18 protein-coding genes are annotated in these 21,106 nt (G+C 70.3%); 13 read left to right on the top strand and 5 right to left on the bottom strand.

Annotated elements, in window-relative coordinates; all coding sequences use genetic code 11:
* Positions 1-49: 49 nt before the first annotated feature.
* On the bottom strand, positions 50-481 hold the full coding sequence (locus tag D7D94_RS10470) for an Hsp20/alpha crystallin family protein (RefSeq protein WP_156242548.1): 432 nt from the start codon (positions 479-481) through the stop codon (positions 50-52).
* Positions 482-634: 153 nt separating this feature from the next.
* Here D7D94_RS10470 and D7D94_RS10465 point away from each other — a divergent pair, with 153 nt between their 5' ends.
* From D7D94_RS10465 to D7D94_RS10445, 5 genes are all read left to right on the top strand, one after another.
* Complete coding sequence (locus D7D94_RS10465; RefSeq protein ID WP_246171771.1) at positions 635-2,158, top strand: DUF7059 domain-containing protein; 1,524 nt, start codon at positions 635-637, stop codon at positions 2,156-2,158.
* 38 nt (positions 2,159-2,196) lie between these two features.
* Positions 2,197-3,243, top strand: coding sequence for an NAD(P)-dependent alcohol dehydrogenase (locus D7D94_RS10460; protein WP_156242547.1), 1,047 nt, complete (start codon positions 2,197-2,199; stop codon positions 3,241-3,243).
* A 103-nt stretch (positions 3,244-3,346) separates the two neighbouring features.
* On the top strand, positions 3,347-4,774 hold the full coding sequence (locus tag D7D94_RS10455) for a CCA tRNA nucleotidyltransferase (RefSeq protein ID WP_156242546.1): 1,428 nt from the start codon (positions 3,347-3,349) through the stop codon (positions 4,772-4,774).
* Between the two features lie 152 nt (positions 4,775-4,926).
* Complete coding sequence (locus D7D94_RS10450; protein WP_246171770.1) at positions 4,927-6,129, top strand: glycosyltransferase; 1,203 nt, start codon at positions 4,927-4,929, stop codon at positions 6,127-6,129.
* 5 nt (positions 6,130-6,134) lie between these two features.
* Entirely contained in the window at positions 6,135-7,352 is a 1,218-nt protein-coding gene (locus D7D94_RS10445; protein WP_156242544.1) for a glycosyltransferase, read from the top strand.
* An 8-nt stretch (positions 7,353-7,360) separates the two neighbouring features.
* On the opposite strand, the gene D7D94_RS10440 is transcribed toward D7D94_RS10445, so the two are convergent.
* Positions 7,361-7,909: a small multidrug efflux protein gene (locus D7D94_RS10440; protein ID WP_156242543.1), complete on the bottom strand. Its 549-nt coding sequence runs from the start codon at positions 7,907-7,909 to the stop codon at positions 7,361-7,363.
* A gap of 244 nt (positions 7,910-8,153) precedes the next feature.
* Here D7D94_RS10440 and D7D94_RS10435 point away from each other — a divergent pair, with 244 nt between their 5' ends.
* The 4 genes from D7D94_RS10435 (at position 8,154) to D7D94_RS10420 (ending at position 14,873) form a co-directional block, all read left to right on the top strand.
* On the top strand, positions 8,154-10,682 hold the full coding sequence (locus D7D94_RS10435) for a DUF222 domain-containing protein (RefSeq protein WP_156242542.1): 2,529 nt from the start codon (positions 8,154-8,156) through the stop codon (positions 10,680-10,682).
* A 90-nt stretch (positions 10,683-10,772) separates the two neighbouring features.
* Positions 10,773-12,023 carry a sensor histidine kinase gene (locus D7D94_RS10430; RefSeq protein ID WP_246171769.1) on the top strand — a complete coding sequence of 417 codons (1,251 nt, stop codon included), beginning with the start codon at positions 10,773-10,775 and terminating at the stop codon, positions 12,021-12,023.
* Positions 12,020-12,622, top strand: a complete 603-nt coding sequence (locus D7D94_RS10425) for a response regulator transcription factor (protein WP_156242541.1) — start codon at positions 12,020-12,022, stop codon at positions 12,620-12,622. Before D7D94_RS10430 ends, D7D94_RS10425 begins: the two co-directional genes overlap by 4 nt.
* An 82-nt stretch (positions 12,623-12,704) precedes the next feature.
* On the top strand, positions 12,705-14,873 hold the full coding sequence (locus tag D7D94_RS10420) for an ATP-dependent Clp protease ATP-binding subunit (protein ID WP_156242540.1): 2,169 nt from the start codon (positions 12,705-12,707) through the stop codon (positions 14,871-14,873).
* A 99-nt stretch (positions 14,874-14,972) separates the two neighbouring features.
* Here the strand turns inward: D7D94_RS10420 and D7D94_RS10415 are convergent, their stop codons facing one another.
* From D7D94_RS10415 to D7D94_RS10405, 3 genes are all read right to left on the bottom strand, one after another.
* Positions 14,973-15,560, bottom strand: coding sequence for a nitroreductase family protein (locus tag D7D94_RS10415; RefSeq protein ID WP_156242539.1), 588 nt, complete (start codon positions 15,558-15,560; stop codon positions 14,973-14,975).
* A 176-nt stretch (positions 15,561-15,736) separates the two neighbouring features.
* On the bottom strand, positions 15,737-16,858 hold the full coding sequence (locus D7D94_RS10410; protein WP_156242538.1) for an ABC transporter permease: 1,122 nt from the start codon (positions 16,856-16,858) through the stop codon (positions 15,737-15,739).
* On the bottom strand, positions 16,855-17,739 hold the full coding sequence (locus D7D94_RS10405) for an ABC transporter ATP-binding protein (protein WP_156242537.1): 885 nt from the start codon (positions 17,737-17,739) through the stop codon (positions 16,855-16,857). Before D7D94_RS10405 ends, D7D94_RS10410 begins: the two co-directional genes overlap by 4 nt.
* A gap of 213 nt (positions 17,740-17,952) precedes the next feature.
* Here D7D94_RS10405 and D7D94_RS10400 point away from each other — a divergent pair, with 213 nt between their 5' ends.
* From D7D94_RS10400 to D7D94_RS10385, 4 genes are all read left to right on the top strand, one after another.
* On the top strand, positions 17,953-18,510 hold the full coding sequence (locus D7D94_RS10400) for an NADPH-dependent FMN reductase (protein WP_156242536.1): 558 nt from the start codon (positions 17,953-17,955) through the stop codon (positions 18,508-18,510).
* Between the two features lie 298 nt (positions 18,511-18,808).
* The gene (locus tag D7D94_RS10395; protein ID WP_156242535.1) at positions 18,809-18,979 is read left to right on the top strand and encodes a hypothetical protein; all 171 of its coding nucleotides are present in this window, start codon (positions 18,809-18,811) and stop codon (positions 18,977-18,979) included.
* A gap of 41 nt (positions 18,980-19,020) precedes the next feature.
* On the top strand, positions 19,021-20,031 hold the full coding sequence (locus D7D94_RS10390; protein WP_156242534.1) for an ABC transporter ATP-binding protein: 1,011 nt from the start codon (positions 19,021-19,023) through the stop codon (positions 20,029-20,031).
* Entirely contained in the window at positions 20,028-21,071 is a 1,044-nt protein-coding gene (locus D7D94_RS10385) for an ABC transporter permease (RefSeq protein WP_156242533.1), read from the top strand. Before D7D94_RS10390 ends, D7D94_RS10385 begins: the two co-directional genes overlap by 4 nt.
* Positions 21,072-21,106 lie beyond the last annotated feature (35 nt).

The following is a 21,106-nucleotide window of genomic DNA, read 5'->3' as shown; positions in this document are numbered from 1 at the left end:
GGAAGAAGGGCCGACGCCACCGGCCTCGGCCCTTCTCCGGTCTGCGGGATCAGGAGGTGATCTGCGTGAGCGTCTGCGCGCCCTCGCCCGACTGCTGCACCTCGATCTTGCGCGGCTTGGCCTTCTCGCTGATCGGGATGAGCACGCTCATCACGCCGTTCTCATACGTCGCCGTGATGCCCTCCGTGTCGATGCCCTGACCGAGGTTCAGCTGCCGCAGGAACGAGCCGGTGGAGCGCTCGCGCGTGATCCACTTCACGCCCTCGCCGCCCCGGCCGGTGCGCTGCGCGCGGATGGTCAGGAGCTGCCCGTCGACATCGATGTCCACGCTCCCGGGGTCGATGCCCGGCAGGTCGGCGCTCAGGACGTAGTGGTCGCCTTCCCGGTACAGGTCCATCGGCATGAGCCGCGGCGCCTGACGGTCCATGAGCTGGTCGGCCATGCGGTCGAACTCCCGGAACGGATCGAAGAACATCGCCATGGTGATCGTCCTCCCTCTGCTCGGCGGTGTCCGGATGTTTCTTGAGTCTTGCTGACTCAACTTCAGTTTTAGCACTCTCATGGGAAGAGTGCTAAAAGTGCGCTGAGAGCTCGCTTCGAGATCGCTTGAGGGTGGAGGCGGTTGAATGGGCGGGTGACCTCGCATCCCGACCTCCCCCTCGCCCGCGACCTCGCCGCCGACCTCGCGGCCGCGCGCTTCCGCTCGGAGGCGTTGCGCGCGATGTGGGGAGTGGCAGCGGATGACGCGATCGGCCGCAGCCTGCGCGCCCCGGCCCTCCGCGCCATCCGAGACCGCGACGACGCGCTCGCCGTGCTCGCACGGGTGCTCATCTTCGGCGTCGCGCAGCCGGTCGCCGACGTCGACCGAGCGCTTCCGCGCGTCGGCGCCCGCGGGCTGGCCGACCTCGGACTCGCCACGCTGGACGCCGATGTCGTCACGCCGCGCGCCGTCCTCCGCCCGCAGTCGTTCCATGATGATCGCGGCCCCGGGGAGTGGCTGCTCGCCAGCGACCTCGACGAGATCGCCCTGGGCGGCGGCGCGCTCGCCGAGGACCACGTGCTCGGCGCGGGCGGAGCATCGCTCACCCTGGCGGGGCTGCAGCTGCCCGCATCCGCCGCCTCCCTGCTCGACCTCGGCACCGGCTGCGGGGTGCAGGCTCTGCGCGCGTGCCGCTACGCGGACCGGGTCGTCGCCACCGACATCTCCGAGCGCGCGCTCCGCTTCACGGATCTGAACGCGGCGCTCGCGGGAACGGGCGCGATCGAGACGCGTCGCGGATCGCTGTTCGAGCCGGTCGCCGGGGAGACCTTCGAGCGCATCGTCTCGAACCCGCCGTTCGTCATCACGCCGCGCGTGCAGGGCGTTCCCGAGTACGAGTACCGCGACGGCGGGCTCGTCGGCGATGCGCTCATGCAGAGCGTGGTCGAGGGCGTGGGCGCTCATCTCGCTCCCGGCGGAGTCGCGCAGTTCCTGGGCAACTGGGAGACGCGCGCCGGCGTCGACGGACTCGACCGACTGCGCGGCTGGGTGGAGTCCGCCGGTATCCCTCTCGACGCCTGGATCGTCGAGCGCGAGGAGCTCGACCCGATCGCGTATGCCGAGATGTGGATCAGAGACGGCGGCACGATTCCCGGCTCGCCCGAGCACGACCGCCTGCTCGACGCATGGCTCGACGACTTCGCCGAGCGGAAGGTCAGCGCCATCGGCTTCGGCTACGTCCTGCTGCGGCGAGCCGAGAGCGCGCCGACCCTCGCGCGCTACGAGCGGGTGACGCAGGCCATCCCGTCAGAGGGCGCGCTGGGGTCGCACCTGGCCGCGGTCCTGGCCGCGCACGACCGCGTGGCCGCACTCGACGACCACGCGCTGCTCGCCCTGCACCTGAAGACGGCGTCCGACGTGACGGAGTCGCGGCACCACCTGCCGGGCGCGGCCGACCCCAGCGTGATCGAGCTGCGGCAGGGCGGCGGATTCGGCCGCTCGGTCCAGGCCGATCCCGCGCTGGCCGCGCTGGTCGGCGCGAGCGACGGCGAACTGTCACTGGGGCAGATCGTCGCCGCGCTCGCGCAGCTGCTGGAGGTGGACGAGGCGGCACTGCGGACCGCGCTCCTGCCCTCCGTGCGCGAGCTCGTGCTCGACGGCTTCCTCGCTCCGGCCTGAGCGAGTCCCGCGTTCTTCGACAGGCGTAGCCTTTCGGTATGCGAGCAGTCGTCTTCGAGAAGTTCCACACATTCCCTTCGCTCACGGAGGTCGAGAAGCCGGTGCCCGGCGCCGGTGAGGTGCTGCTGAAGGTGGCCGGCTCCGGCGCGTGCCACTCCGACGTCGCCATCTACAACGAGTTCGACGAGGGCGCCCCGGGCGCGCAGAACCCTCCCTTCGTCCTCGGGCACGAGGTGTCGGGATGGGTCGAGGAGGTCGGCCCCGGCGTCGAAGGCTTCGCGCAGGGCGAGGCGCACCTCGTGTACGGTCCGATCGGCTGTGGCCACTGCAAGGCGTGCTCGCGCGGCCAGGACACGTATTGCGAGAACGCAGCGACCATGCCGTACCTCGCGACGGGGATTGGGCGCGATGGCGGGATGGCCGAGTACGTCGTCGTGCCCGCGCGCAACCTCGTGCCCCTCGGCGATGCGGACCCGGTCGACGCTGCGCCGCTCAGCGACGCCGCTCTCACCCCGTACCACGCCATCAAGAACTCCCTCCCCAACCTCTCCGGGGGCGGTCGATTCGCCCTCGTGATCGGCCTCGGGGGCCTCGGGCAGATCGCGGTGCAGATCCTCACCGCGCTCACCGGCGCGACGGTGATCGCGACCGACATGAAGGAAGACGCCATGCGGCGTGCGGAGGCGAACGGCGCGATCACGGTGGCCGGCGGCGAGGGTCAGGTCGAGCGCATCCGCGAGATCACTGGCGGCCGCGGAGTGGACGCCGCCTTCGACTTCGTCGGAGCGACGCCGACCATCAAGACCGCGCAGGCCTCGATGGCCCAGATGGGGCGGCTCACGGTCGTCGGCATCGCAGGCGGCGTGACGGAGTGGTCGTTCTTCGCCACCCCGTACGAGTCGACGATCACCAACACCTACTGGGGCACCATCGAGGAGCTGCACGAGGTCGTGGCCATGTACCGCAAGGGGCAGATCCGTCCCGACGTCGAGCGCTACTCGCTCGATGAGGCGCTCGAGGCCTACCGCAAGCTGGAGTCCGGGCAGCTGTCCGGACGTGCGGTGGTCGTTCCCCACCAGAGCTGACGCGAGCGCGGGTTCGGCCGGCGGCGTTCGTCTCCGGCCGGGCCGAGCTCGTGCTCGACGGCTTCCTCGCTCCGGCCTGAGCGCACCGGATACCCTGGAAGCCATGCTCAACATGGCCGCCGGTCTCGCGCGCCTGGGCGACCTCGCGGCATCGCCCGTCGTCGCATCGCTCGCGCAGGCGTTCGCCGACGCCGGATTCGACCTCGCCGTGGTCGGCGGGCCCGTGCGCGACGCGCTGCTCGGGCGCCGCACGCACGACCTCGACTTCACCACCGACGCGCGACCGGACGACATCCTGCGCATCGTCACGCCCATCTCGTCGGCGCAGTGGGACATCGGACGCGCGTTCGGCACGATCGGCGCGCGCGTCAGGGGCGAGCAGGTCGAGATCACGACCTACCGCGCCGACAGCTACGACGGGGAGACCCGGAAGCCGACCGTGGAGTTCGGCGACACGCTCGAGGCCGACCTCACCCGACGCGATTTCACCGTCAACGCGATGGCCCTGCGGGTGCCCGCGGTCACGCTCGTCGACCCCACGGGCGGCGTCGAGGACCTCGTGGCCGGTGTCCTGCGCACGCCCATCGAGCCGCGCGTGAGCTTCGGCGACGATCCGCTGCGCATGCTGCGGGCCGCGCGCTTCTCCTCGCAGCTCGAGTTCGACATCGAGCCCGGCACGCTGCAGGCGATCGGCGACCTCCGCGAGACGCTCACGATCGTCAGCCCCGAGCGCATCCAGGCCGAGCTCACGCGGCTCCTGCAGACCGACGACCCGGTGCGGGGTCTCCGCGCGCTCGTCGAGACGCAGCTCATCGAGCAGTTCCTGCCCGAGATCCCCGCCCTGCGGCTCGAGGTCGACGAGCATCACCACCACAAGGACGTGTACGAGCACTCCCTCACCGTGCTCGCGCAGGCCATCGAGCATGAGAAGCTCCGCCATCCGGATGCCGAGCTTGACGTGCCCCTGCGACTGGCAGCTCTCCTGCACGACATCGGCAAGCCGCGCACGCGCAAGCTGGAGCCGGGTGGTGCGGTCTCGTTCCACCACCACGATCTCGTGGGGGCGCGGATGGCGAGAAAGCGGCTCCAGGCGCTGCGTTACGACGGCGACACGATCGGGTCGGTGACGAAGCTCATCGAGCTGCACCTGCGCTTCTTCGGCTACGCGGAGGGCGCCTGGACCGACTCGGCCGTGCGGCGCTACGTGCGCGACGCGGGGGAGGAGCTCGACCGGCTCCACATCCTCACGCGCGCCGACGTCACCACACGCAACCGCCGCAAGGCCGCGCGTCTCGCCGGCGCGTACGACGACATCGAGGCGCGCATCGCGACGCTCCGCGAGCAGGAGGAGCTCGACGCCATCCGCCCGGATCTCGACGGCAACGAGATCCAGCAGATCCTCGACATCGCTCCCGGCCCACTCGTCGGTAAGGCCTATCGCTTCCTCCTCGACCTGCGGCTCGACGAGGGCGCCCTGGGCCCCGAGGAGGCCGCGCGGCGCCTGCGCGCCTGGTGGACCGAGCAGGGCTGAACGGGGTCGAGTCGGGCTGAGCCCGGGGCCGACCGGGGCTGACCGGCATGAGCAGGCGGCACGCCTCTCGGGCTCCTCCCAGGTGGTGGCATAGGCTCGAGAGGACGTCCCCGGCTGCATGGCGCCGCCACGAACTGCACTGCGAGGCATCCGTGACCCCTACCGAGCCCGAGATCGAACGGGCGCCCGGCGCGCTCACCATCCTGCTGGGCTGCGACACGTTCTCGCCCGACATCAACGGCGCGGCCCGCTTCGCGGAGCGCCTGGCAGCGGGCCTCGTGCAGCGAGGCCACGAGGTGCACGTCAGCGCTCCGAACACCGCATGGCGGCATGTGCCCGCGCGCACCGAGGTCATCGAGGGCGAGCCGCTCATCATGCATCGGCTGCCCTCCGTGAAGCTCTGGTGGCACGAGTGGCTGCGCTTCGTCTGGCCGTGGCGTGCGAAGCACTGGGCGCGACGCGTGCTCGACGAGGTGCGCCCCGACGTCGTGCACATCCAGTCGCACATCGTCATCGGGCGCGGGCTCGCGCGGATCGCTCGCAAGCGCGGCATCCCGGTGATCGCCACCAACCACGTGATGCCGGAGAACATCCTCGACTTCACCAGGCTGCCGGATGCGCTCAACCGCGTCTTCGTGAAGTTGGCATGGGCGGATGCCCGTCGCACCTTCCAGCTGACCGCCGCGGTCACGACGCCGACGCAGAAGGCCGCGGACTTCCTCGAGAAGACGATCGACGTCGCCGGGGTCCTGCCGGTCAGCTGCGGCATCGACATGTCGCAGTACACGCCCGATCTCGAGCCGCGCACGGAGAACCGGATCGTCTTCGTCGGACGCCTCACGAGCGAGAAGCAGGTGGACGTCATCCTGCGAGCGGTCGCGAAGCTCGACCCCGCGCTCGACGTGCACCTCGAGCTGGTGGGGGATGGCGACCAGCGGCCGTCGCTGGAGAAGCTCGCGGACGAGCTGGCCATCCGCGATCGCATCACCTTTCACGGGCACACCACCGACGAGGTGCTGCGCGGAGCGCTCACGCGCGCATCGGTGTTCGCGATCGCCTCGATCGCCGAGCTGCAGTCCATTGCGACCATGGAGGCGATGGCGTCGGGGCTGCCGATCGTCGCGGCCGACGCGGTCGCGCTGCCGCACCTCGTGCACGAGGGCGAGAACGGCTACCTCTTCGCACCGGGTGACGTCGACGGCCTCGCCGAGCGGCTCACGACGGTGCTGACGGCGTCTGCCGAGGACCGGGGGCGCATGCAGCGGGCCTCGCTGCGGATGGTCGAGGCGCACGACATCACGCGCACCCTCGACACCTTCGAGGCGCTGTACCGCGGCGAGCCGATCCCCGCGTAGGCGTCGTGCACGTCGTCTTCTTCGGAGACCAGCACCTGGAGACCCTCGGGGGCGCCCAGGTCTCCGCCCGGCTGCAGCGGCAGCACCTCGAGCGCGCGGGGCACGTCGTCACGGTCGTCGCGCCGAGGCGCTGGTCGCGGGAGAGGCCGAACGCCGACGATCCCGGATACCTCGACATCCCGTCGGTTCCGGTGACTCTCGACCGCGAGTACTCGTTCGGATGGCCGGGGCGATCGACCGACGCCTTCATCGACCGCGCGCTGACCCGTCGCGTCGCTTCCGGGACGCCGATGCCGGACCTCGTGCATGTGCAGGCTGACTTCTGGGGCGCAGTGCTCGGCTACCGTCTCGCGCGGCGCCTGCGGGTGCCCGTCGTCCACACGATGCACAACCGCGTGGACGTCGGCATCGAGGCGACCGCGCCCTTCCCGCACGTCGTCCTGCGCGCGCTGAACCTCTGGCGCAGCCGCGCGCTGCCGGGGTCGGGTGGGGGATCGTCCGGGTGGGACTACCTCCGCGGATTCGCGCGGGAGGCGTCGGCCGTCACCGCGCCATCCCACCACTTCGCGCGGCGCCTCGAGGAGCACGGGGTCTTCCCGTCGGTGGATGTCGTGTGGAACGGGATCGACGACGAGGTGCGCGAGCGCGTGCTCGCGGCCGCTCCTGCGCAGCGGATGCCGGCGCGGCCTCGGTTCATCTGGCTCGGACGCATGTCGCCCGAGAAGCGCCTTCTACCGATGCTGGAGGCCTTCGCGTCCTCGGGCGTCGATGCCGACCTCGAGATCGTCGGGGGCGGGGGAGAGCTCGAGCGCGCTCGCCGGCTGGTCGCGCAGCGCGGGCTCGGCGACCGGGTGACGTTCGCGGGGCGGCTCCCGTACGAGGAGACGCTGTCGCGCATCGCTTCTGCCGACGCGCTCGTGCAGACGTCGATCGGATTCGAGACCCAGGGGATGACCCCCTTCGAAGCCGCGACCCTCGGCACGCCGGCGATCATCAGCGACCCCGACGTCGCGGGCGAGTTCGACGGCGGCATCTGGCCGGTTCCGTCGGCTTCCGGCGAGCCCGAGCGGATGGCCGCGCTCGCCGCGGTCCTGCGGCAGGCGGCCGGCGAGATCTCGTCGGGAACCGCGCCCGTGCCATCCGCTCGGGTCGCCGAGGAGTTTCTGCAGTCGTCGCGCACGGCGGCGATGATCGCGGTCTACGAGCGGGTGCTGCGGGGCTGAGGAAGGGCTCAGCCGACCGCGGCGACCGCTCCGGCGATGAGCAGGGCGATGACGGTCGTCCATCCGGCGATGGCGACAGCCTGCCACGCGAGAATGCGCACCTTGCCGATGCCGGCGGCTGCCAGCATGGTCGCGGTGAAGTGGGTGGGGAGAAGCAGCGGTCCGAGCAGGCTCACGCCGGGGACGCCATAGCGCTCGAACGCGCGCTGGAACTTGACGCGCCGCGGGGAGGGCGCCGCGGTCTCGGTCGGCGGGGCGGCGACGGTCGTCGGCGCCCCGGCGAAGGCGTGTTCGCGCGCAGCGACGCGCGCACTGCGGCGGGTGACGATCGCGCGGCGCGCTCCCGAGCTCAGGATCACCAGCGCCGCGACGCAGAGGAAGTTGCCGAGCATCGCGGCGACCGCCGCGGTGGCGGGGTGGATGCCGCCCATGATCCCGACGGCCACGGCGCCCTCTCCCTCGATGAAGGGAACGGCGCCGGCTGCGGCGACGATGAGCGGCTGGACGAGGTCGGGCACCTGGTCGACGAGGTCCTGGAAGGTGTGGATGAGGGTCATGAGCTGCTCCTGTCTCGGCTGTGGCCTTGGTGGTGTTCTCAGTCCATCGCGGGACGTCGGCGCGCGGCAGTGCCCCCCTGTCACCGGTTCTCGTGAGATCCGCATGTGCCAGGGGTGACAAGTGTCACCTCTTAGTGGTTCAGTCAGCGGCGGGACGAGAGGCCGGTGAGACGTTCTGAATCTCCGCGCTTCTGCCCTGTGGATAACTGGCGGGAATGTCGGTGGTGGTTCGTAGCGTGGGGGTATGTCGAAGGGGACAGAGCCGGGTGAGGTGTCGGGGGTTCCGTGGGAGCCCACGGACGCTGAGATCTCGGCGACTCTTCACGTGCTGGACCGGTTGGTGGAGGCGCGTCGGTTGCGGGCGGTGGCGGATGCGATGGAGGTCAATGCTCTCGCGGAGGCGTCTTCGATCGCGTGGGGGCAGATGGGGCGGGCGGAGTCGGATTCGCGGTACGTGTTCCCGATGCGGTCGATGGCGGGGGAGATCGCCGCGGCGGTGCATGAGTCGAAGGGCCGCACCCAGACGCGGATGGCGGACGCGGATGAGCTGTCGAAACGGTTCCCCACCACGGTGGAAGCACTCCGGGAGGGGCGGATCACGCTCCGCCACGCGGATGTGATCCGGCGGGAGTCGGGGAACCTGCCGGAGGAGGTGCTGGGCCTGTTCGAGGAGGCTCTTCTTCCGGTGGCGGAGGAGGTGTCGCCGGGGGTGTTGCGGGGTTTCGCGGTGCGGGTGGCGGAGGAGTTGAATCCGCGGTCGTTCCGGGAGCGGCAGCAGGACGCGTTGAAGCGGCGGACGGTGTGGTCCGAGGACCTCCCCGACGGCCTCGCGGAGTTGCACGTGGTGGGGGATGCGGTGAAGATCCACGCCGTCCGCGACCGGTTGCAGCGGATGGCGCGCGCGTACACCCGGTACGTGCGCGCGCAGGAACGTCAACGAGAGCGCGAGCAAGCCGCCGAGCAAGAGCGCGCCGACCGGGAGCAGCGCGAATGGGAGCAAGCCGAACGCGAGCGGGCCGAGCGTGAGCAGACCGAGCGCGAGCAAGCCGAGCGGGATCAAGCCGAGCGTGAGCAGGGTCAGGGCGAGCACGCCGAGCAGGGGCAGAGTGAGAGGGCCGCCACTGAGCGAGCGGATGGCGAGCCGGTCGAGCCCGAGCGGTCGGAAGGCGAGTCGGCAGCAGCACAAGAGCGCGCTGGACGCACGGAGGCCGAGCAGTCGGAACGGGAGCGTGAGGAGCGGGAGCCATCTGAGCAGGCGGGCTCCGGTGAGGCGCAGGCGGAAGCTTTCTCTCCGGAAACGGAGGACGACGCGACCTCGTCGAATCCGTCGCAGCCCTCGGGTTCCTCGGACGCCTCGGAGCCCTCGCAGTCCTCGGGCAAGCCGAAGGGTGGTGACCCGGGGGTGGATCGGTGGTGGTTGAACGTCTCGGAGGAGGACGAGAAGCTCTTCGGCGAGCTCCTCGAAGCCTCGTGCACGGGCAACGGCGGAAGACTCCGCGGAACGGCGAACCGACCCGATACCCGGTACGGCATGGGCGCCGGCCGGAGCGACGGAACGGATTCCTTGGCGGGCATAAACGGCGCTCCTGCTTCGGGTCCCATCGTCGACGGGCCTTCCGACGGGCCTTCCGAAGGGCCTCCCGACGGATCGTCGCCAGATGCGTGGCTGGACGACGAAGCAGAGGATGTCGATTTCGTGGCGGTCGCGAGTGTGGAGGAGGTGGAGGACTGGCTGCGGTCCATCGAGGACCGGATCCTCCACGCCGAACCCGGGGATCCCTGGTGGTCAGCGGATTCCCCTGACGCGGATCCCGCCGACGTCGACCCGGCCGACGTAGCCCCTGACGTCCCGGAGGAGTCCGACCTGCTCGCGGGGATGGCGGAAGAGCTGTGGCGGCAGAGCACGGGCGAACACACCTGGGAGGCTCTGGGCGACTTCGGCCCGGACGAGGGATCCGACTCAGCCCCCGGCTCTGCAGGCTCGGCTCCCGGCTCGCTGGCGAGGGCTGTGTCCGAGCCCGCCGACCTGGAGAGAGTCGCCGAGTACCGGCAGCGGGCCGAGGCGTGGGCGGATGAGCGCACCCGGGCGCAGGTCGCCTCCGACATGGCGTTGGAGATGCTCCTCACCGGAACCGTCGACGCGCATTCCCGGATGAACGGGGAAGACCTCGCCCTCGGCGCCATTCGGGCGAATATCCAGGTCACCGTCCCTGCCACCATCCTCGCCGGAATCAGCGACGAGCCCGGATTCCTCACCGGCAACGGGCCCGTCGACCCCGCCACCGCCAGACACCTCGCCAGCGATCAACCCGGCTGGGACCGCCTGTTCCTGAACCCCGACACGGGGGCGTTGGAGACTGTCGACCGGTACACGCCAACCCCGGCGCAGAAGCGGTTCCTCCGCGCCCGGGACGAGGTGTGCCGCACCCCGGGATGTGAGAACCTCGCCATCCACGCCGACCTCGATCACACCATCCCCTACTCCCAAGGCGGGAGCACCCATATCTCGAACCTCGAGGCGCTGTGTCCGGGGTGTCACAAGGACAAGCACCACACCCCGTGGACGGTGCGGCAGATCCGCCCTGGCGTCCTCGAATGGACAAGCCCCACCGGCCGCCGCTACGTCGACCACCCCCTCCCACAAGTCCGCTTCCACATCGTCGATAACGCCAAGCGCGAGGCCACTGCGGCGGATACCCCGGCGGACCCAGCCAGCGTCGCCGACTCCTCAGACGCAGCCCGCCTCTCCGGTTCCGACGAGGATGAACGATGAGTCGGAGCAGATCGACATCACCTGGCCTTGCCAGGGCGCTCCGAAGGCCGAGGGCCAGGTGTGCGGGAGGGCTGCGCCTAGCCTGGAGTCGTGAGCAGCACAGCGGTGGAAGCGCGGGCGGAAGGTGGTCGGCATGCCGTCGACCTGACACGTGGGATCTCCGCCACCTGGTGGTACACAGCGACCGCGGTTCTGTTCTTCGAGCTCGTTCTCGGGACGGTCTGGGCGGTGATCTGGCGAACGGTGCCCGAGTCGGCGAGCGGGTTCATCCTCGTGGGCGGTGCAGCGCTCGTCTGGGTCGGGGCCACGCTGCCGCTGCTGTCTGCCTATCGCGGCCGCACCGAGGTCGCGCCCCTCACCACCCTGCGCCAGCTGCCGGCGCTGCTGATTGCGACGGCATGCGCTGTGGTGCTGCTCGCTGTGACCGGGAGCGCACTGTGGCCAACGGTCATGGTGGCGCAATCGATCGCGCTTCTGAACTGGCCGCGCGGAATTCGGCTCCGCGTGGTGACCCTGCTCACCGTCGCACTCGTCTGCTGCTGGTTGGTCGACGCCCGCCTGCTCGCGCCGCAGCTCGCGGCCGAGAGCGCCGGGTGGGTCGCCTCGGTGTACTCGGTGCTCCTCCCCGCGATGTCCGTGACCTCGCTCTGGTGGTGGGACGTGCTTGTCGCGCTCGACCGAGCACGCACCGCCGAGGCACGACTCGCGGCAACTCAGGAGCGCCTGCGGGTGGCGACAGACGTCCACGATCTCCAGGGACATCACCTTCAGGTCATCGCGCTGCAGCTGGAACTCGCGGAGAAGCTCATGCCGCGCGATCCGGAGATGTCCCTCGAGCAGGTCCGGGCCGCGCGGGCGAGTGTGGCGGAGGCGACGCAGGGCACGCGCGATCTCGCGGCGACTTTCCGGGCCGTGCCGCTCGGCGACGAGCTCGCCAATGCGCGCGATCTGCTGAAAGCGGCGGGCATCGCGGTCACGCTGCGCCTCGCGCCCGACGACGAGCCCGCGCCGGGCCTCGGGTCCGCGTCCCGCAGCGACTCCGTTCCCCTTTTCCACGGCGCTCCCGCGAGGGTCCTCGGTCCGATCGTTCGCGAGACGACGACCAACGTGCTGCGCCATGGCGGGGGCGGATGGGCGAACCTCTCCCTCGATCGGGTGGCGGACGATTGGCGGTACACGATCGAGAACGACCGCGGGGCGAACGCCTCCGAACGGAATGATGGCGCGGGCCTCGAGGGCATCCGACGGCGAGCGGGCGAGGTCGGGGGCAGCGTCGAGGTCCACCGCGGCGGCGATGTGTTCGCCCTGACCGTCCTCATCCCCGCGGAGGGAAACCGATGATCCGAGTCCTGCTCGCGGATGACGAGGCGATGATCCGCTCTGCCCTGGCCGCTCTGCTGCGCCTTGAGGACGACATCGATGTCGTGGCCGAGTGCGCCGACGGAGAGGAGGCGGTGGCAGAGGCGCTGCGTCTCGAGCCGGACGTCTGCGTGCTCGACCTCGAGATGCCCGAGCTGGACGGGGTCGAGGTCGCCGCTCGCCTGCGGGGCGCCGTCGCGTCGCGGTGTGTCGTCGTGACGCGGCACGCGCGGCCCGGTGTGCTGCGCCGCGCTCTCGCCGCAGGGGTCGCGGGCTTCCTCCCCAAGTCGCGGGGAGCGGACGAGGTCGCCCGCGTGGTGCGACGCGTCGCGGCCGGCGAGAGGTACATCGACCCCGAAGTCGCCGCGGATGCGCTGACGAACGAGCGGTGCCCGCTGACGGATCGGGAGCTCGACGTGCTGCGCGTCGGTCGGTCGGGGGAGACCACGGGGCAGATGGCGCGCGCGCTGTCGCTTGCTCCGGGCACCGTGCGCAATCACATCTCCATGGTGCTGGGCAAACTCGGCGTCGAGACGCGCCAGCAGGCGGTGCTGCTCGCCGAGACCAACGGATGGATCTAGAACGCCTCTTCCTCGACCATCCGCGCACTGCTAAACTTGAGTCAGACCTACTCAAGTTTGAAGGAGATCCTCGGAGGACCGAATGAGCACCCCCGCGACAGACGAGCAGAAGAGCGCCCTCGAGCAGTTCGGCATCAACCTCACCGAGCGTGCGCGACAGGGCAAGCTCGACCCCGTGATCGGGCGGGATGGCGAGATCCGTCGCGTGAGCCAGGTGCTGACGCGACGCACCAAGAACAACCCCGTGCTGATCGGCGAGCCCGGCGTCGGCAAGACCGCCGTCGTCGAGGGCCTCGCGCAGCGCATCGTCGCAGGCGACGTCGCCGAGAGCCTCAAGGGCAAGGACGTCATCACCCTTGACATCTCCGCGCTCGTCGCGGGCGCGATGTACCGCGGCCAGTTCGAGGAGCGCCTGAAGAACGTGCTCCAGGAGATCACCGAGTCCGAGGGCCGCGTCATCACGTTCATCGACGAACTCCACGTGCTCATGGGCGCGGGCGGCGGCGAGGGCTCCGTGGCGGCGGCGAACATGCTGAAGCCCATGCTCGCGCGCGGCGAGCTGCGCATGATCGGCGCGACCACGCTCAACGAATACCGGGAGTTCATCGAGAAGGACGCCGCTCTCGAGCGCCGCTTCCAGCAGGTCTACGTGGGCGAGCCGAGCGTCGAGGACACCGTGGCCATCCTGCGCGGACTCAAGGAGCGCTACGAGGCCCACCACAAGGTCGCCATCTCGGATGGCGCTCTCGTCGCGGCCGCCGCGCTGTCGCACCGGTACATCCCCAGCCGTCAGCTCCCCGATAAGGCCATCGACCTGATCGACGAGGCCGCGTCGCGCCTGCGCATGGAGATCGACTCCGCTCCGCTCGAGATCGACGAGCTGCGCCGCTACGTCGACCGCCTCAAGCTCGAGGAGCTCGCCCTCAAGAAGGAGAAGGACGAGGCCTCCAAGGAGCGCCTCGCGAAGCTGCGCGAGACGCTCGCAGACGAGGAGGGCAATCTCGCCGAGCTCCAGGCGAAGTGGGAGGCCGAGCGCGCGTCGCTCAACCGCGTGGGTGACCTCAAGACCCGTCTCGACGCCGCCCGCAGCGAGGCCGAGCGCGCCCAGCGCGAGGGCAACCTCGAGCGCGCGTCCCGCCTGCTGTACGGCGAGATCCCGGGCCTCGAGCGCGAGCTCGCCGCGGCCGAGCAGGCCGAGCACAGCGACGAGCGGATGGTCGGGGATCAGGTCACCGAGGCCGACATCGCGTCGGTCATCGCCGCCTGGACGGGCATCCCCGTCGGCCGCCTCCTGCAGGGCGAATCGGAGAAGCTCCTGCACCTCGAGGCCGAGCTCGGCAAGCGCCTCATCGGTCAGCGCGAGGCGGTGGGAGCCGTGTCCGACGCGGTGCGCCGCTCGCGCGCGGGCATCAGCGACCCGAACCGTCCGACCGGCTCGTTCCTCTTCCTCGGCCCCACCGGCGTCGGCAAGACCGAGCTGGCGAAGGCGCTCGCGGAGTTCCTCTTCGACGACGAGCACGCCATGGTCCGCATCGACATGTCGGAGTACGGCGAGAAGCACTCCGTCTCGCGCCTCGTCGGAGCCCCTCCCGGGTACATCGGGTACGAGCAGGGCGGACAGCTGACTGAGGCCGTGCGCCGGCGCCCCTACAGCGTCGTTCTGCTGGACGAGGTCGAGAAGGCCCACCCCGAGGTGTTCGACGTGCTGCTGCAGGTCATGGACGACGGGCGACTGACGGATGGCCAGGGCCGGACGGTCGACTTCAAGAACGTCATCCTCATCCTCACCTCCAACCTCGGCTCGCCCATCCTCATCGATCCGACCACCTCGCCGGACGCGAAGCGGGAGCAGGTCATGATGCTCGTCCGCCAGGCGTTCAAGCCGGAGTTCGTGAACCGCCTCGACGACATCGTGATGTTCCAGGCCCTCAGCCAGGACGACCTCGCGCAGATCGTCGAGCTCCAGGTGGACGCTCTCCAGCGGCGCCTCGGCGATCGTCGCCTCACGCTCGCCGTCACGCCCGACGCGCGGGCCTGGCTCGCCGAGCGCGGCTACGACCCGGTGTACGGCGCGCGTCCGCTGCGTCGTCTCATCCAGCAGGAGATCCAGGACCGTCTGGCCCGGGCCATCCTGTCGGGTGGCGTGCATGACGGCGACCTCGTGAAGGTCGACGTCGAGGCCACGGGCGACCGCCTGGCTCTCGCGAGCGAGGGGCAGCCCGAAGAGCAGGACCCTCACTCCGGACGCTGAGCGACGAGCGCAGTGAGGAGACGAAACGCCGCGACCGATTCTCGAGAACTGGTCGCGGCGTTTCGTCTCGCTTCGCTCGCTCAACGAGCGAGGACGGGGTCAGGCGTCGACGATGACCGAGTCGGCGACCGCGCGGCGCACGCGGGGAGCGAGCTCGCGCTCACGCAGCGCGTCGGGGAGGGCGTCGATGTCGCCGAGCTCGCCGAGGGCGATGACGGTCGTCGGGGCGAAGCGCTCGGGCAGCTCGAAGCGCTCGCGCACGACGGCGGGGTCGAAGCCGCTCATCTGGTGCACGACGAGGCCGTCGTGGTGGGCCTGCACCGAGAGGTGCGCGACGGCCTGACCCAGGTCGTAGCCCGCGTGCGTGTAGGGGGTGCCGTCCTCGGCGGCGGTCTCCGCCACGGCGACGATGAGCACGGCGGCCGAGGGCGCCCACAGCGCGTTGAAGCCGGCGAGCGACTCGGCGATGGCGGCGTGCTCGGCGGTGCCACGGCGCGCGACGATGAAGCGCCACGGCTGCGTGTTGTTGGCCGACGGGGTCCAGCGCGCGGCCTCGAGGGCGCTCGCGAGCTTCTGCTCGTCGATCGGAGCCGCGGCGTCGTACGCGCGGGGGCTCCAGCGCTCCGCGAGGACGTCGAGGACGGGGTGGTCGGTGGCCGCGGTGCGGTCGAGGGTGGTGGCGCCCATGTCGGTGCTCCTTCTGTTCAGGGGGATCTGGTCGGGCGCCGTTGCCCTGTCGGACGCTTCAACCTCCGGCAGGCCGAGTGTATTCCGACGCATGATCTTCCCCCACGCGACGCAACACGGCGCCACGAGAAGAGGCCGCCATCCGCGTGGGATGGCGGCCTCTCGCGGGCAGGCCGTCAGCTCTTCAGCGCGTCCTTCAGCTTCACGCGGGCGCCCATGCGCAGCAGCGAGTTCTCGTAGATCTTCGCGCCGAGGATGATCACGACGACGCACGACGCCAGCAGCACGACGAGCGACAGCAGCGGCTCCCACCATCCGGCCTCGTTGAAGAACAGGCGGATGGGCATGGCCACGGCCGCGGAGAAGGGCACGTACGAGAGGATGCCCATCACCAGCGGGTTGTCGCCGAAGAAGATCACGAGGAAGTACGGGATCATCGTGATGTAGATGAGCGGGGTCAGGGTCGGCCCCGAGTCCTCCTGGCGCGAGACGAGCGATCCGGCGGCGGCGAACATCGCCGCGAGCAGGATGAACCCGAACAGGAAGAAGACGGCGAACCACACCATCGGCGCCCCGAGCCCGCGCAGGAACTCCGTCTGACCGGTGACGATCATCCCGATCACGGCGACCGCGATGAGCAGCAGGATCTGTCCGATCGCGAGGATCGTGTTGCCGAGCACCTTCCCGGCCAGCAGCACGCGAGCGGGGATGGCCGAGATGAGGATCTCGACGACGCGCGTCTGCTTCTCCTCGATGACGCTCTGCGTGATGGGGGTGCCGAACGTCATGGCGGCCATCATGAACACCAGGCCGAAGATGATCCCGAGGATGTAGCGCATGCCCTCCTCGCTCTCGCCCTGCGGGTCGAGCAGGTCGACGGTGGGGGAGACGGAGAGGGCTGCCACGAGCGATGACGGCGCCTCGCTCTCGGCGACGACCGTCACCCCGGTCGGCGAGGTGTCGTCGGACACGACGGCGGCGTCGACCTCGCCCGAGGAGACGAGCTCCTCGGCCTCCGCGCGGTCGGCGACCTCGGTGACCTCGAAGCCGGGTGCGCCCTCCAGCTGCGAGACGACGCCGGGCGTCGCCGCCACCGGGGTGGCCCCCGAACTCGAAGCGGTGAAGCCCAGCCAGATGACGGCCGCCAGGGCGCCGATCACGAGGATGGCCGTGGAGATGAGGAACGCCTTGCTGCGCAGCTTCGCGCCGAGCTCGCGTTCGGCGACCAGCCAGATGCTCTGCGGCGTGGTCAGCGTGGGGGTGCGGTGCGTGGTGCGGACCGCGGCCGGCGTGTTCATCGGATGACCTCCTTGAAGATCTGCGAGAGCGAGGGGTGCTGCGGGGCGAAGCTCGCGACCGCGCCGAGTTCGACGGCGCGACGGAGAACGCGCTGGGCGGTCGTGTCGGAGTCGACGTCGAAGCGGGCGAAGCCGCCCTCGAAGTCGACCACCTGCACGCCCGGCTCCGTCCGCAGCCAGCCGGCATCGCCATCCGTCACCAGCTCGTAGCGGTGCGACGAGTGCTGCTCGCGCAGCGCGTCACGCCCGCCCGCCGCGCGGATGGTGCCGTCGGCGATGATGACGAGGTCGTCGCACAGCCGCTCGACGACGTCGAGCTGATGCGACGAGAAGAGCACGGCGACGCCGTCGGCCGCGCGCTGCTGCAGGACGTTCGCGACGACCTCGACCGCGAGCGGGTCGAGCCCCGAGAACGGCTCGTCGAGGATGAGCACGTTCGGGCCGTGGACGAGCGAGGCCGCGATCTGCGCGCGCTGCTGGTTGCCGAGCGAGAGCGACTCGATGTTGTCGCCGAGGCGCTCGCCGAGGCCGAGCTGCTCGAGGAGCTCGGTGGCTCGCCGCGTGGCGTCCGCCTTGTCGAACCCGTGGAGCCGTGCGAGGTACACGATGTGCTCGAGCACCTTCATCTTCGGGTAGAGGCCGCGCTCCTCTGGCATGTACCCGAAGTGGTGGCGCTCCTCGGGGCTGAGGGGCGCGCCGCCGAGCGTCACCTCGCCGGCGTCGCGGGCGAGGAGGCCGAGCACGATGCGCATGGTCGTCGTCTTGCCGGCGCCGTTGCCTCCCACGAAGCCAGTGAGGCGCCCGGGGGCGACGTCGAACGAGACGTCGTCGAGCACCTGCCGCTCGCCGTACCGCTTGCTGATCCCACGCAGTCTGAGCATCCGCGTCGCCTTCCTTCTCGGTGTGTGCTCCCACGCTATTGATCCGCGCGCCCCCGCCGCCTCCGCCTCCCGACGGATTCCCCCGACGACCGCACCCGCGCCATCCGCCTCAAGGGGGAGAGCGTGGGAGGGAATAGCGGATGGCCCTGCGTGCTTTCACTTGAATGGACGTGTATCGACACGTCCGTCCCCCCACCCCCTGAGGAGAAGCCCGTGACGAAGATCGGCTACATCGTCGGCAGCCTGTCGAGCACGTCCATCAACCGCGCCCTCGTCGAGGCGATGACCCGACTGGCCCCCGAGGGCGTCGAGCTCGTCGAGATCCCGATCAAGGACCTGCCGTTCTACTCGCAGGATCTCGAGGCGGACTTCCCCCAGGTCGCACGGGACTTCAAGCAGGCCATCGCCGATGTCGACGGCGTGCTCATCGCCACGCCCGAGTACAGCCGCTCGATCCCCGGCGTGCTGAAGAACGCCTTCGACTGGTCCACGCGCCCCTACGGCGAGATGTCGTTCAGCGGCAAGCCCGTCGCCATCATCGGCGCCTCGGGCGGCCCGATCTCGACCGCCGCGGCGCAGCAGCACCTCCGCGCGATCATGGGTCACTTCAACGCGATCGTCATGGGTCAGCCGGAGGGCATGATCCAGGCGACGCCGGGCCTCATCTCCGAGGACCGCGAGATCACGAACGAGGGCACACGCGAGTTCCTCACCGGTTACCTCGCCGCCTTCGTCGCGCTCATCGAGCGGGTGGAGAAGGCGTACGCGTAACGCAGCCTGAAGCAGACAAAGCCGGTCCGGGGATCTTCCCCGGGCCGGCTTTCGGCATATCGGGGGTGGCCGGAACGGGCCGTGTCCACAACCTGCCGACGGTGTGCGAGGAGCGCTGAACCCGCCTGCCGCCCGGGCTTCTCGCGGTCGTGCCCGCTGCCGACGTCAGCTTCCGGCCATGCCCGGAAGCTGACGTTGTGCGCGCCCTGCGTCGCCCGCGAGCCTCGTCCTGTCGCCACCGCTTCGGAAGCCGGGAACCGGGACGACATCACGAATCGACGCACACAAGGAGCACGTCATGTCGAAGTCCCCCCGCATCCTCCTCACCGCCGCTCTCGCCTTCGGCATCGTCGCCGTCGGCACGCCGGCACTCGCGGCCACCTCCGAAGCGCCGGTCGAGACGAGTAGCGCGAGCGTGGAGGTCTCCGTCGGCGGCGCCCGGGTCGCCGCGCAGATCTGGGACTGGTGACGCGACGACGTCGCGACCGGATCGACGGACGGAGGAGGAGCATGAAGACGCTGGAGAAGACCGGACAGGCGATGAGGCCCCACGACGAGGGCGCACCCGTCATCGCCGTGGACGGCCTGGTGAAGACGTACGACGGATTCCGCGCCGTCGCCGGAATCGACCTCGAGGTGGCGCGCGGCGAGATCTTCGGACTGCTGGGACCTAACGGAGCGGGCAAGACCACCACGATCGACCTCCTGGTCGGGCTGCGCACGCCCACCGAGGGCACGGTCCGGGTGCTCGGACTCGACCCGTCGGCGGATCGTGCGGAGTTCACCGCTCGCGTCGCCGTGCAGCCGCAGGAGGCGAGCCTCTTCGAGAGTCTGACCGTCGCCGAGACGCTGCGGCTGTTCGCCTCGTTCCACGCCGGCCCGCGGCCCGTGGAGGAGATCGCCCATTCGATCGGCCTCGACGAGCAGGCCGGAGTCCGCGTGAAGAAGCTCTCGGGCGGCCAGCGCCGACGCCTGCTTCTCGGCGTCGCGATCATCGGAGACCCGGAGGTCGTCGTGCTCGACGAGCCGTCGGCGGGGCTCGACCCCGCGGCGCGTCAGGCCCTGTGGTCGCTCATCGCCTCGCTCCGCGAGCGTGGCACCACGGTCCTCATCACGACGCACCACATGGACGAGGCGACGGTGCTGTGCGACCGGGTCGCCATCGTCGTGGACGGCGCGGTCGTCGCACTGGGAGCGCCCGACGAACTCATCCGCCAGCGCTCGCAGCAGCGCAGCGTCTCGTTCACGGTTCCGGATGGCGCGAGCCTCGAGAACCTGCGCCGACGACCATCCGTCGTCTCCGTCGAGGCCGTGAGCACGGCCACCGGCGACCGGATCACGGTGGTCACGTCGGATTCCGACGCTCTCCTCGTCGATCTCCCGGCCCTGGGGCTCCACGCCCGCGATCTCACGATCGCGGCCCAGACGCTCGAGGACGTCTTCCTCGCGCTCGCGGAGACGAGCGACTACGACTCCCGGAGCGATCGCGGGAAGAAGCGGAAAGGACGGTCGAGCCGATGAGCGCCCTCCTCACGAAGCAGCCGCGCGCGGCCTTCGCAGAACTCAGCATGACCAACGCGCGGGAGCTCCTGCGTGACGGGAAGACGATGTTCTTCATCCTCTTCTTCCCGCTGTTCTTCCTCGGCCTGTTCTGGTTCCTCGCTCATACGATCGACGCGGAGTCTCCGCAGCCGGTGGTCGCGGTCACCGCATCCTCGGGCAGCGAAGCCGTCGTGAACGAGCTCGAGGAAGCCGGCTTCACCGTCTCCGAGCTGCCGGACGGTCGGACGACCGACGAAGCCACCGCGATCGTCAGTGTCGAGGGCTCGTCGGCGACCGTGCTGCTGGACGCCGAGGAGGAGCCGCAGTGGCGCGGCCTGGTCGACGCCGTGGCCGGCACCGGCATCGCGAAGGCCGACATCGCCACCGCGTACAGCGACGGACGCGCGGTCTTCGATCCGCTGCGCAGCAGTCTCGCCTCGATCGTCATGGTCTCCTTCCTCACGCTCGCGATGCTCGGCACATCGGTGCCCGTCGTCGCATTGCGTGGGAAGGGCACGCTGCGCCTGCTCGGCACGACGCCGCTGCGACGCGCGACCTTCATCGCCGCGCAGACCCCCTCGCGGTTCCTGCTCGGCATCGCCCAGCTCGCGCTCGTGGTGACGGTCACGGCCGCCCTGGGGTACCTCAGCCCCGGCGCCGTCCCCCGTCTCATCCTCACGGCGCTGCTCGGACTCATCATGCTCTTCGCCCTCGGCTACCTGATCGGCTCCCGAGCCGGCAACGCGGAGGCGACGACGACGGTGGTCTCGCTGCTCATCCCGGTGGCGCTCATGCTCTCCGGGTCGGTCATCCCGCTCGAGGTCTTCCCACCGCAGGTCGCAGAGGTCATCGGCTGGCTGCCGACGACTGTGCTCGCCGACGCTCTCGCCGTCGACCTCGTCGGAGACTCGAGCGCCGCGAACCTCCCCATCGCCTGGATGGTGATGGCCGGCGTCGCCATCGCGGCAGCGCTGCTCGCCACGGCTCTCTTCCGATGGGACCAGGGGGAGCGGCGATGAGCTCCTCCCTTCCCCTTCCGCTTCCCACCTCCGCC

It is taken from the genome of Microbacterium oryzae (assembly GCF_009735645.1).
Taxonomy (GTDB): Bacteria; Actinomycetota; Actinomycetes; order Actinomycetales; family Microbacteriaceae; genus Microbacterium; species Microbacterium oryzae.
Note: the sequence above shows the minus strand (reverse complement) of the source record. Positions and strands in the feature narration are given on the sequence as shown.

What these genes read in the sequence shown, in the direction of transcription:
- D7D94_RS10470 (WP_156242548.1), bottom strand. Translation starts at nt 481, where the DNA reads ATGGCGATGTTCTTCGATCCGTTCCGGGAGTTCGACCGCATGGCCGAC.
- D7D94_RS10460 (WP_156242547.1), top strand. Translation starts at nt 2,197, where the DNA reads ATGCGAGCAGTCGTCTTCGAGAAGTTCCACACATTCCCTTCGCTCACG.
- D7D94_RS10455 (WP_156242546.1), top strand. Translation starts at nt 3,347, where the DNA reads ATGCTCAACATGGCCGCCGGTCTCGCGCGCCTGGGCGACCTCGCGGCA.
- D7D94_RS10440 (WP_156242543.1), bottom strand. Translation starts at nt 7,909, where the DNA reads ATGACCCTCATCCACACCTTCCAGGACCTCGTCGACCAGGTGCCCGAC.
- D7D94_RS10435 (WP_156242542.1), top strand. Translation starts at nt 8,154, where the DNA reads ATGTCGAAGGGGACAGAGCCGGGTGAGGTGTCGGGGGTTCCGTGGGAG.
- D7D94_RS10425 (WP_156242541.1), top strand. Translation starts at nt 12,020, where the DNA reads ATGATCCGAGTCCTGCTCGCGGATGACGAGGCGATGATCCGCTCTGCC.
- D7D94_RS10420 (WP_156242540.1), top strand. Translation starts at nt 12,705, where the DNA reads ATGAGCACCCCCGCGACAGACGAGCAGAAGAGCGCCCTCGAGCAGTTC.
- D7D94_RS10415 (WP_156242539.1), bottom strand. Translation starts at nt 15,560, where the DNA reads ATGGGCGCCACCACCCTCGACCGCACCGCGGCCACCGACCACCCCGTC.
- D7D94_RS10410 (WP_156242538.1), bottom strand. Translation starts at nt 16,858, where the DNA reads ATGAACACGCCGGCCGCGGTCCGCACCACGCACCGCACCCCCACGCTG.
- D7D94_RS10405 (WP_156242537.1), bottom strand. Translation starts at nt 17,739, where the DNA reads ATGCTCAGACTGCGTGGGATCAGCAAGCGGTACGGCGAGCGGCAGGTG.
- D7D94_RS10395 (WP_156242535.1), top strand. Translation starts at nt 18,809, where the DNA reads ATGTCGAAGTCCCCCCGCATCCTCCTCACCGCCGCTCTCGCCTTCGGC.
- D7D94_RS10390 (WP_156242534.1), top strand. Translation starts at nt 19,021, where the DNA reads ATGAAGACGCTGGAGAAGACCGGACAGGCGATGAGGCCCCACGACGAG.
- D7D94_RS10385 (WP_156242533.1), top strand. Translation starts at nt 20,028, where the DNA reads ATGAGCGCCCTCCTCACGAAGCAGCCGCGCGCGGCCTTCGCAGAACTC.